The following is a 10,518-nucleotide window of genomic DNA, read 5'->3' on the forward strand; positions in this document are numbered from 1 at the left end:
CCAAAAGTAGGACCGTTCGAATTTCAAAAACTCGGTACACCATTAAGTCAAAACATGCTTAACTGAATGGTGTTAGCCAAATGGCGGTTTTTTTAAAAGCGGTTAACGCGGTTTAACGACCTTTTTCAAACTCATCAACTTCACGCTCTGCTTCTTCTTTAGATTTACCGTATTGCTGCTGAATTTTACCAACTAGCTCTGTACGGCTACCTTCAATTTTATCTAAATCGTCGTTGGTAAGATCGCCCCATTTTTGTTGAGCCTTACCTTTAAGTTCTTTCCAATTACCTTTCATACGATCGCTGTTCATAAGTTTATCCTTACTTTAGGTTAGTGAAATTAACGTTCAATTATAAGTTTGCAAGGCATATACCAAAATATATAGAATTCACTAACTCATTAAATTTCATGTGGTTATATTTATTAAGTTAATTTATCCAGCTTATAGTATTGAGCGGCTGCTAAAAATATACATAGCGGCCTGTAATTATTGCTTACCTATTTTAGATGTGTTATTTGATAACTAGTAGTTGAGTTATTGATAATATTAAGGATGAAACGTATAAATAGAATTAAGTAGTATTTTTAGCGAATGCATACGTAGTTTTGAGTCAACTAGAAATAACTTCACTGGATTTAAAAGAAGTTGGTAAGCTGGAAATAGATAGTTGCAATAATTGATTATTAAACGCACTTTATACCAAACAGTAGCAAGGAGGTTAGTTATGGGAAAGTTTTTATATCACAGTGGCGCCATCATTTTTTGGATAACAGCTACTATTGCTGTACCAGTTTTTATTTTATCTTCTATGGCTGATTGCGCACTTACTGAGTACGAATCGTCTATTTCACCGGACAAACAAAAGCAGGCAATCGTATTTATAAAAAATTGTGGGGCTACTACAAATTGGGAAACACAAATTGTAGTGCGAGAGATTAAAGATATTGATAATCAAGATATTTTGATTCGTTTAGATGGGCACCCAGAAAACACAGATTATAACTTGATGTGGCAAGCTGATAATTCGTTAACAATCAGTGACTTTAAGTTTGAAGATTTACTTGATTTTCATAGTCGAAATACAGTTGGCGATGTTACCAAAACAGTTATTCATCCTTAAGAGCATTGTTACATAAATATTAAGCAAATTAATTTAAGTGAGTTATGAATACAAAAACGTGTGAATACGGAGTGGATGACTGCTCGTACAAAATGGCAGGTGAGTTAGCAGGTATTACACAATTGGTGAATGCGTTTTACGATAATATGGACGCTTTAAAAGAGGCTGAAAATATAAGGAGTATGCATTCAAAAGACTTATCGGCATCGCGTAAAAAGCTCACTTATTTTTTGTCGGGCTGGTTAGGTGGTCCTAAATTATACGCTGAACATTTTGGTAGTATTAACATACCTCAAGCGCATAAACATTTACATGTAGGAATTGAGCAAAGTGATGCATGGCTTTTGTGCATGCAAAAAGGGGTTGATGAGCAACCTTACGAAGCACCATTTAAAATTTACTTAATGCAGCAATTACGAGTGCCTGCAGAGCGAATTAGATTAGTATCGGGTAGTTAATAGCAATTATTAATAAACATCAACCGCAGCTAGGCTTTGGTTTTTTGTTACAATGCCTGCAAAGCAATTTAGGGTAAATAGCTGTGCTGCCTGTTCAAGACATATATCAACAACTCGTTACTACATTACAAAGTAATCCTATTACGTTATTACAAGCGCCGCCTGGTGCGGGTAAATCTACGTGGTTGCCGTTACAGCTTATGCGCGACGGGCATTTTAAACGTATTGTAATGCTAGAGCCTCGCCGAATAGCTGCACGTAATATTGCCAGTTATTTAGCAAAGTGCCAAAACGAGAGTGTTGGGCAAAGTGTGGGCTTGCGGATTAGGGGCGAGAGTAAAGTAAGTGCTAATACGCGCCTCGAAATAGTCACCGAAGGCATGCTAACGCGTATGCTGCAAAACGACCCCGAATTAAGCGATATAGATTTACTTATATTTGATGAATTTCATGAGCGTTCAATTGCAGCCGATACCTCACTTGCCTTTGCGCTCGAGACCCAAAGTGCACTGCGTGAAGATTTAACCATTATGCTTATGTCGGCAACGCTAGATACTGAGCGTTACACTGCGTTTTTTGATTGCCCTGTAATTCAATCAAGCGGTCGCAGCTACCCAATAGACGAAATATACATACCCATAAAAGATGAAAGCCGTTGGCTTGATGCAATTCCTACCATAATAAAACAAGCACTTAATGAGCAAACAGGCAGCGCATTGGTGTTTTTACCTGGGCAATTTGAGATACTACGTGTGCAACAAGCACTGAACGATTTACCCAGTAACTGCATAGTCGCAACGCTATTTGGCGAGCAAGATAAAGCTAATCAGCAAGCTGCTATTGCTCCTGCACCAAACGGCATGCGCAAAGTAGTGCTTACCACCAATGTAGCCGAAACCAGTTTAACTATTGAAGGCATACGCATTGTAATTGACAGCGGCAAGCGCCGTGCAGCGACCTTTAATTTAAAAACAGGTGTTACTGAGCTCACAACACAAAGTATATCGCGCTCGTCTGCTGTGCAGCGTGCAGGGCGTGCAGGACGAATAGAGCCGGGCATTGTTTATCGAATTGGCTCAAAGCAAACCTTTGAGCGACGTAATAGTCACGACAATCCCGAAATACTCACATCAGACATAAGCCAACTTATGCTTGAGGCAAAGCAGTGGGGAGCCAGTATTGATGAGCTAACCTTACTCGATAAACCCACTGAGCAACAAGGCGAGCAAGCAAGTAACCTGCTTAACATGCTAGAAGCTATTGATAAAAAAGGTAAACTTACACCGCTTGGCAGTAAAATATTAGGATTTGGTGCTGATATTCGTTTGGCACATATGCTATTAAAAGCACAAATACTTGATGACCAACTCCCTGGTATTTTTAGGCTCGCTATTTACTTAGTGGCATTACTTGAGAGCCGAGTAAACAGTGCAAACGAGTTGAGTTTAGCGCTGCATAGCCAACAGCAACGTCCGCATCCGGTATTTAAACAACAGTTAAAGTATTGGCAAAGCCGCTTAAAAGTAAAAGACGAAAACAGCGAATTAAATACGCATTATATAAGTTTGCTAGTGGCATTGGCATATCCCGATCGCATCGCTAAAAAACGTGGTAATGGTTATTTACTTGCCAATGGTGCAGGTGCTGAGTTAAATGCCGATTACTGGCACAACGACGATTACTTAGCTATATCAACCATGGGCGGGCATAAAGGAGGGCGTATATTTGCAGCCACAGCGCTTAACCCATTTGAGTTACAAGAATTTTTACCGCATTTATTTAGTGAACTTACTCGTTGTGAGTTGGATGAAAAATCAGCACGTTTTATTCATCAAGATGAAGTAAAACTCGGGGCTATAACACTCACCAGCCAGCCTAGTAAACAAAAACTAGATAAGAGCGAGCGTGCTAAAGCGTGGCTTAACTTATTTGCTAAACACGGTTTTGCATTATTTAACGTGCAACCTGATGCGCAGCAATTGCTGATACGTATGAGCTTAGCAAGTAATTTAATGCCTGATAAATTCCCAAAAATAAATGAGCAACAACTCATTCAAAATGCAACGCAGTGGCTAGGTGTGTTTTTAGAAGATATTAAAACGCTCACGCAGCTTAAAAAGTTTAACTACTTTGAAGCATTACAAAACTGTTTTGATTGGCAACAACAAACCGCTTTAAAAGCACTGTTACCACTGCGATTAACGGTGCCAAGTGGCTCAAATATAAAAATAGAATACCAGCTTGATGGTCCCGCAAAGCTAAGCGTGCGCATGCAAGAAGTTTACGGCTTGACCAGTACGCCTATGCTTGCCAACGGTAAACTGCCACTGCTTATGGAGCTGCTATCGCCAGGTAAACGCTCATTGCAACTTACTCAAGATTTAGCACACTTTTGGGCTAGCAGTTACCGCGATGTGCAAAAGGAAATGAAAGGCCGCTACCCTAAGCATTTTTGGCCAGACGACCCTGCCAATAGCGTTGCAACTAATAGAGTAAAAAGCAAAATGTAGGTGTTAATTCACTTAAAACTGATTTTGTTTGATTATTGAACTTACTAAGGTAATGTACCTATAAAATATTTTTAGCTACAGGGAATAGTCAATGAGGTTACTTTTAACGTTAGGTTTGGTAGTAGTTGCTACCTTTTCGGTTCATGCCCAAGAGCCACTCGATTTAAATGCGTTTGCGCAGCAGTACTATAAAACAATGACCGCCACACAAGCACCTAACGCAGGTACTAAAGAGCTTGAGGCTTACCTTGCATTGTTAACCGATGATATTGGTAATCAGCATATTCCGTATCAACCCGATGACTCCCGTACTCCTGATGGTAAAAAACAAATGCACAAGCTTTTACTTAAGTGCGCACACATTGTTTGAAAGCACACTGCTTAATACATTTGTGTTTAACGATACAGGCTTTGCTATTCGTTATAAAAACGATGTGAAAGGTATTCATCCGCAAAATCAGCAACCAATAGAATATACATCAGTAATGATGGAAGTAATCGAAATTGAAAACGGCAAAGTGGCGATGATCCGCAAGTACCACGAATAACTAATAAAGCCAATAAAGATATATTTATGAAACATTTACTGATCGCATTATCAATATTGATGTTTAGTGCGTTCGCCAAGAAAAATGGCTCCATACCTTGTTATTATTGGATTTAAACTTCTTTTCCGCCATGCTTTTCTGCTAGATCGTCGAGCTCGGCTGAGGTGTAATCAAAACCACTTTCGTCGTATTCGTATGTTACTTTTACACTGTCGCCGCCATTAAAAAGTCGTGTTTTTACATCGTTTACTGGCCAGTCTTTGAGCTCGTGTAAAAACCGGTTAGCAACTTGTGAAGATTCAAAACGATAGCGAATTTCTGTTTTCATAAATAATAAAGCTCTGGCTGTTTACCCCTACTGCTAGTGTATTATTAATGGGGCGTTCATGATTCGGTTACAAAAAATAAAGAGTTAAATTGTAAATTTTGTGTTTCAATAAATGCATCAAACTCGGTACACACTAACGTACCTTAATTAACAAATGATGACGACTTTACATGCATTATAAATTTGCTCTGATCGCAAGCTCGGTTTTTATACTAAGCGCTTGTGGTGGTTCAGGCTCAGATGATACGCCAACCGTTAACGGAAATAAAATCCCCATTTTATCAGTAGCTGATATACCCAGCGACCTAAGTAAAGGCCAAACAGTTGAACTAATAGCAACAGCCAGCGATAAAGACGGCACAATTGAATCTGTTGTATGGCAACAAACTGCTGGCATAACAGTGCTTAGTGAGCCTTTAGAGTCAATAAGTACGACGTTAACCGTTCCCGAGGCGCAAAGTTACAAACCTGTTACTTACACGTTTACGGTGACAGCAACTGATAACGAAGGCGCAAGTAATGCAAAAACACTGAGTTTTACAGCGCGTAATAATATGGATGAGGTTAGCGCAGCAAGGCTTTTGCATCAAGCAACAATGGGACCTAAGCTTAGTGAAATACAGAACGCACAAGGATTAAGCGAGCAGCAATGGCTTGATAAGCAAATAGCGCTACCTATTAATTATCACCGTAATTATTTAGTAAAGCTAAATGACGATGACGACTTTAAATACATAAGCCGCATTGACGCATGGTGGAAAGCAGTAATGCAAAGCGATGATCAACTTCGTCAGCGTGTTGCCTTTGCGTTAAGTGAAATATTAGTGGTGTCGGATGAAAACAGCGCGTTAAGAGGGCAACCTGAGGGCATGGTTACTTATTACGATTTATTACTAAAGCATGCTTTTGGTAACTATCGTGACTTACTCGAAGATGTGACGCTTTCGCCTATTATGGGAACTTATTTAAGTCACTTAGGGAATGAGAAAGCCGATGATGCACTCAATATTCGCCCCGATGAAAACTACTCACGTGAAGTAATGCAATTATTTACTATTGGCCTTGAAGAGCTAAACCTAGATGGCAGCGCCAAGCTTGATGCCCAAGGTAATACCATTGCCACTTATGGACAGTCAGAAATAGAGGGTTTTGCACGCGTATTTACAGGTTGGACGTTTGCCGATAGTGAAACATTTAAGCGTAAAAGTCGCGATTATATTAATCCTATGCAAGCGTTTGACGAGTACCACTCTGGTAAACAAAAAGTACTTTTAAATGATGAAGTAATTCCTGAAGGTTACGGCGCTGAGGAATCGTTAAAAATCGCCCTCGATAATCTATTTAACCATCAAAATGTTGCGCCGTTTATTAGCAAGCAGCTTATTCAGCGATTAATTACCTCAAACCCAACACCGCAATATGTTGAGCGAGTAGCTAGTGTATTTATTGATAATGGTGCTGGTGTGCGCGGCGATTTAGCGGCGGTAGTAAAGGCTATTTATTTAGATGATGAAGCGCGGCATTTTGGCTCAGTGCTAAATTATCAAGGTAAAATTAAAGAACCTATTTTAAAAACCGTACAGTTTTGGCGAAATCTCGATGCTAAATCGCCAGCGGGTTATTATAAAACATGGAATTTAATAAATAGCTACGGGCAAGGACCCATGCAGTCGGCTTCGGTATTTAACTTTTTTAGGCCTGATTATCAAACTGCCGCTTTGCGAAGTGAAGGTATTGTTGCGCCAGAATTACAAATAGCAAACGATGCAACACTGATTGGCACCATGAACACGCTTTACGCAAGTTTAGTATGGAGTACAGCAGAAGCGCGCAATGATTTAAATTCAAATGGTATTTATGTTTATGTTCAAGACGACATGAATATTTTAGAGAAAAACGGTGTGAGTGCGTTATTAGCCCAATACAACACGTTATATTTTGCAGGCGCAATGAGTAGCAACACGCGCCAAGCATTACTTGATTTAGATGCCTATTTTAATGAAGACCAATACCGTGAGCGGGTTTCGTATTTGTTATATATGATTGCTATTTCGCCAGAATTTAACGTGCAGTATTAGGAGCGCATAATGAGCATTAATAGAAGAGAGTTTTTGTCGTTATGTGTAAAAGGTAGCGTATCGGCAGCAGCATTAACAAGTTTACAGCTGCAGGCGTTAACGGGAGCAACTAATGCCATTGAGCTAGGTGATTACAAAGCATTGGTGTGTGTGTATTTATACGGCGGCAACGACTCGTTAAATATGCTGGTGCCACTTGAAGGCGAGCAGCGCAGTGTTTACGAGCAAAGCAGGCAAAATCTAGCGATAGAAAATCCTATTGCGCTGAGTATTAAAAACCAGTTTGCTGGTGGAGTAGGTATTCACCCATCTCTTGCACCTATTCAAAGTGTGTTTGAGTCTCAAAATTTAGCATTTATAGGTGGAGTCGGTACTTTACTTGCTCCTACATCATTAAGTGACTATAAAAATAAAACAATAGGTTTGCCTAAGCATTTATTTTCACATAACGATCAACAAGCTGCTTGGATGTATGGCCGAGAAAAACAATCGCTTAACAGTGGCTGGGGTGCACGGCTTTTAGAACGCTTAGAATTACAGGATGAGTTTGCGGCTAATATATCACTCGACGGTACTAATTTATGGCAAACGGGAAGTGCTACTAATGCATTTTCACTTAACAAAAGCGGCATAAGTAACATTAACGCATTTGGCGGGTATCAACCTCGTAGTGAACATGTAACTTCTATTATGAACCGCTTACTAGGCAATACGAGCCATCCGCTAAGTACTGCTTACGCGAATGGTTTAACAAGTGCGATAAATAACACACAAGCAATGAACAGCGCGTTAGAAAGTGCACCCACACTTATTACTCCATTTAGCGATAATAGCCTCAGTGAGCAATTTGCGGCGGTTGCTAAAACAATTAGCGTACAGGCAAAATTGAGTACTCAGCGCCAAGTGTTTTTTGTTTCTATGGGTGGGTTTGATACGCACGACAACCAATTAACAACGCACCCTGCTTTATTAAATACGTTAGCTCAAGGGTTAAGTGAATTTGATAGCGCAATGAAAGAGCTTGATATGGCTGATAAAGTGACTGCGTTTACTATGTCTGACTTTGGTCGTACGCTTACCTCAAATGGCGATGGCACTGACCATGGTTGGGCAGGAAATCAAATAGTAATGGGCGGCGCTGTAAAAGGTGGAAATATATATGGTGAGCTACTAACCCAACATTTAGACGGCCCACAAGATACCGGTGGCGGACGTTTAATACCTAGTGTTGCAAATGAGCAATACTTTGCCACATTAGCCCAGTGGTTTGGTGTGCCAAGCTCAGAGCTTGTTGATATATTTCCTAATTTAAGCAACTTTGATCACACAACATTGGACTTTTTTGTGTAATTAGTCGCTAATAGTAATCTAAAAGCACTTGTTAGCAGTATAAGCTACTCGTTAATAGTGCTTATCTGTTTTAATAATAAAAATCACACACAATATAGGAATCATAAAATGAAAATTTTAGTGAGCTTAGTTAGTTTAATTGCTTTTTTACTCGTACTACTGCCAGGGCCTTTGTATAAATTTGGTATTGTAGAACTTAGCACTGCATTTGCGGGTTTTAAATTTGGTGTTTACGCTGGTGGCGCTGCTTTGGTATTGCTTATAGTACAAGCGTTATTTATGCGTAAAACATTAACGCTAAGCAGTGGTGTTATTGCACTTGTGTTTTCGGTTGTGGCTATTGCTATGCCACTTAACATGATGAACAAAGCTAAAGACGTACCGGTAATTCATGACATTTCAACCGATTTAGTTAACCCTCCAAAGTTTGTAGCAATTGCGCCACTACGTGCAAATGCATCTAACCCAGTAGAATACGCGGGTGAAGAAATTGCAGCACAGCAACGCAAAGCATACCCTGAGCTGACAACGTTAAGCTTTGCACAATCTAAAGCCGATTTAATGACAGCAAGCGAGCAAGCAGTTAAAAATCTTGGTTTTGCTGTAGTAAGTGCAAATACGGCTACGGGTATTGTTGAGGCGACTGATACAACAACATGGTTTGGTTTTAAAGACGATGTGGTCATTCGTATTAAAGATGAAGGCAGCCAACGTTTTGTTGATATTCGTAGTAAATCACGAGTAGGGCGCAGTGATTTAGGTAAAAATGCCGAGCGCATTCATTCAATTATTAATGAATTAAATACCTTACTTGAAAAATAAAACGACTTAACCTGTATTAGGTTACTAGCGTATTAAAGCCCAACATTGTTGGGCTTTTTTGTTTTTAGCGTCAGTTTGTATTCACGGCTTGTACGTTAATGTGAACTTGACTTAAATTTTTACAAACTATGGAGTTATTATGAAAACAGTAGGATATGCAGCAAAAAGCCAAGGTTCTGAGCTGACAGAATTTTCTTTTGAGCGCCGCGATTTACGAAATAACGATGTAGAAATTGAAATTTTATACTGTGGTGTGTGCCATTCAGATTTACACGCCGTACGAAATGATTGGGGTGGCAGTGACTACCCATTAGTACCCGGGCACGAAATTATTGGTAAAGTTGTTTCGGTAGGCAGCGACGTTAGAAAATATAAGCAAGGTGATACTGTTGGCGTGGGCTGCATGGTTGATTCATGCAAAAGTTGCGATCAGTGCGACAACAACGAAGAGCAATTTTGCCGAGAGGGTATGGTTGGCACTTATGCAGGTAAAGATAGAGAAACCGGCGAAATGACCCAAGGCGGTTATTCTAAAAGTGTGGTTGTACGAGAAGAGTTCGTACTTTCAATTCCAGAGAATTTAGAGCTTTCACGCGTTGCACCTCTATTATGTGCAGGTATTACTACGTATTCTCCACTTCATAAATGGGGCGTTAAAAAAGGCAGCCGTGTTGCAGTTGTTGGCCTCGGTGGCTTAGGACACATGGCGGTTAAAAATGCCGTAGCGATGGGTGCAATTGTTACTGTTGTTGGGCGTAGTGAGTCTAAAAAAGAAGACGCCGTTAAATTGGGTGCCCAGCATTACTTAGTTTCAACAAACGATGATGAAATGAAAAAGTCGCAGTCGGCTTTTGATGTAATTATCGATACAGTGCCTGTTAAACATGACCTTTCAATCTACACTCCTTTATTAGACATAGACGGCGCACTAATCATCGTTGGACAGGTTGGCCCTGTAGAAGAGCTAAACACGGTGCCGCTGTTAATGGGTCGCCGTCGTATTGCAGGCTCACTTATTGGTGGTATTGCAGAAACGCAGCAAATGCTCGACTTTTGTGGTGAAAATAACGTGCTACCAGAGTGCGAAATGATCAACATTGACGAAATTAACACTGCATACCAGCGTATGGAAAAATCTGACGTACGATATCGTTTTGTTATCGATATGGCGTCGTTAAGCGCTTAATTTACTAGGTAAATTAAAAATAATAGAGCGGCTATTTAGCTAACACCGATCAGTTAAGGTATTTTTGATCGGTTGACCGATCTTTTGGTTGCTTCACAATACCCTTATCATCTTTTG

At 40.0% G+C, this 10,518-nt stretch carries 9 protein-coding genes and 1 pseudogene; 8 read left to right on the forward strand and 2 right to left on the reverse strand.

The genetic code is table 11. The features are described from left to right. Positions 1-112: 112 nt before the first annotated feature. Complete coding sequence (locus I6F53_RS19350) at positions 113-310, reverse strand: CsbD family protein (protein ID WP_197240831.1); 198 nt, start codon at positions 308-310, stop codon at positions 113-115. Between the two features lie 415 nt (positions 311-725). Between I6F53_RS19350 and I6F53_RS19355 the strand changes: the two genes are divergently transcribed. The 4 genes and pseudogenes from I6F53_RS19355 to I6F53_RS19370 all read left to right on the forward strand — a co-directional run bounded on the left by I6F53_RS19355 (position 726) and on the right by I6F53_RS19370 (position 4,637). After that, a complete protein-coding gene (locus I6F53_RS19355; protein WP_197240832.1) occupies positions 726-1,121 on the forward strand; it encodes a hypothetical protein in 396 nt (131 codons plus the stop codon). 44 nt (positions 1,122-1,165) lie between these two features. Beyond that, positions 1,166-1,579, forward strand: a complete 414-nt coding sequence (locus I6F53_RS19360; protein ID WP_197240833.1) for a group II truncated hemoglobin — start codon at positions 1,166-1,168, stop codon at positions 1,577-1,579. A gap of 83 nt (positions 1,580-1,662) precedes the next feature. Beyond that, positions 1,663-4,089, forward strand: a complete 2,427-nt coding sequence (gene hrpB, locus I6F53_RS19365; protein WP_197240834.1) for an ATP-dependent helicase HrpB — start codon at positions 1,663-1,665, stop codon at positions 4,087-4,089. Positions 4,090-4,180: 91 nt separating this feature from the next. Then, positions 4,181-4,637, forward strand: a pseudogene (locus I6F53_RS19370) (nuclear transport factor 2 family protein). A 112-nt stretch (positions 4,638-4,749) separates the two neighbouring features. Here I6F53_RS19370 and I6F53_RS19375 read toward each other — a convergent pair. Next, positions 4,750-4,965, reverse strand: a complete 216-nt coding sequence (locus I6F53_RS19375) for a hypothetical protein (RefSeq protein WP_197240835.1) — start codon at positions 4,963-4,965, stop codon at positions 4,750-4,752. Positions 4,966-5,135: 170 nt separating this feature from the next. Between I6F53_RS19375 and I6F53_RS19380 the strand changes: the two genes are divergently transcribed. The 4 genes from I6F53_RS19380 to I6F53_RS19395 all read left to right on the forward strand — a co-directional run bounded on the left by I6F53_RS19380 (position 5,136) and on the right by I6F53_RS19395 (position 10,401). Then, the gene (locus I6F53_RS19380) at positions 5,136-7,043 is read left to right on the forward strand and encodes a DUF1800 domain-containing protein (protein ID WP_197240836.1); all 1,908 of its coding nucleotides are present in this window, start codon (positions 5,136-5,138) and stop codon (positions 7,041-7,043) included. 9 nt (positions 7,044-7,052) lie between these two features. Continuing rightward, complete coding sequence (locus I6F53_RS19385) at positions 7,053-8,393, forward strand: DUF1501 domain-containing protein (protein ID WP_197240837.1); 1,341 nt, start codon at positions 7,053-7,055, stop codon at positions 8,391-8,393. 108 nt (positions 8,394-8,501) lie between these two features. Continuing rightward, on the forward strand, positions 8,502-9,215 hold the full coding sequence (locus tag I6F53_RS19390; protein ID WP_197240838.1) for a DUF1499 domain-containing protein: 714 nt from the start codon (positions 8,502-8,504) through the stop codon (positions 9,213-9,215). A gap of 139 nt (positions 9,216-9,354) precedes the next feature. After that, positions 9,355-10,401, forward strand: a complete 1,047-nt coding sequence (locus I6F53_RS19395; protein WP_197240839.1) for an NAD(P)-dependent alcohol dehydrogenase — start codon at positions 9,355-9,357, stop codon at positions 10,399-10,401. Positions 10,402-10,518: the final 117 nt, after the last annotated feature.

The sequence above is a fragment of the Pseudoalteromonas sp. SWN29 genome (assembly GCF_015864465.1).
In the GTDB taxonomy this organism is placed as follows: domain Bacteria; phylum Pseudomonadota; class Gammaproteobacteria; order Enterobacterales; family Alteromonadaceae; genus Pseudoalteromonas.

What these genes read in the sequence shown, in the direction of transcription:
- I6F53_RS19350 (WP_197240831.1), bottom strand. Translation starts at nt 310, where the DNA reads ATGAACAGCGATCGTATGAAAGGTAATTGGAAAGAACTTAAAGGTAAG.
- I6F53_RS19355 (WP_197240832.1), top strand. Translation starts at nt 726, where the DNA reads ATGGGAAAGTTTTTATATCACAGTGGCGCCATCATTTTTTGGATAACA.
- I6F53_RS19360 (WP_197240833.1), top strand. Translation starts at nt 1,166, where the DNA reads ATGAATACAAAAACGTGTGAATACGGAGTGGATGACTGCTCGTACAAA.
- I6F53_RS19375 (WP_197240835.1), bottom strand. Translation starts at nt 4,965, where the DNA reads ATGAAAACAGAAATTCGCTATCGTTTTGAATCTTCACAAGTTGCTAAC.
- I6F53_RS19380 (WP_197240836.1), top strand. Translation starts at nt 5,136, where the DNA reads ATGCATTATAAATTTGCTCTGATCGCAAGCTCGGTTTTTATACTAAGC.
- I6F53_RS19385 (WP_197240837.1), top strand. Translation starts at nt 7,053, where the DNA reads ATGAGCATTAATAGAAGAGAGTTTTTGTCGTTATGTGTAAAAGGTAGC.
- I6F53_RS19390 (WP_197240838.1), top strand. Translation starts at nt 8,502, where the DNA reads ATGAAAATTTTAGTGAGCTTAGTTAGTTTAATTGCTTTTTTACTCGTA.
- I6F53_RS19395 (WP_197240839.1), top strand. Translation starts at nt 9,355, where the DNA reads ATGAAAACAGTAGGATATGCAGCAAAAAGCCAAGGTTCTGAGCTGACA.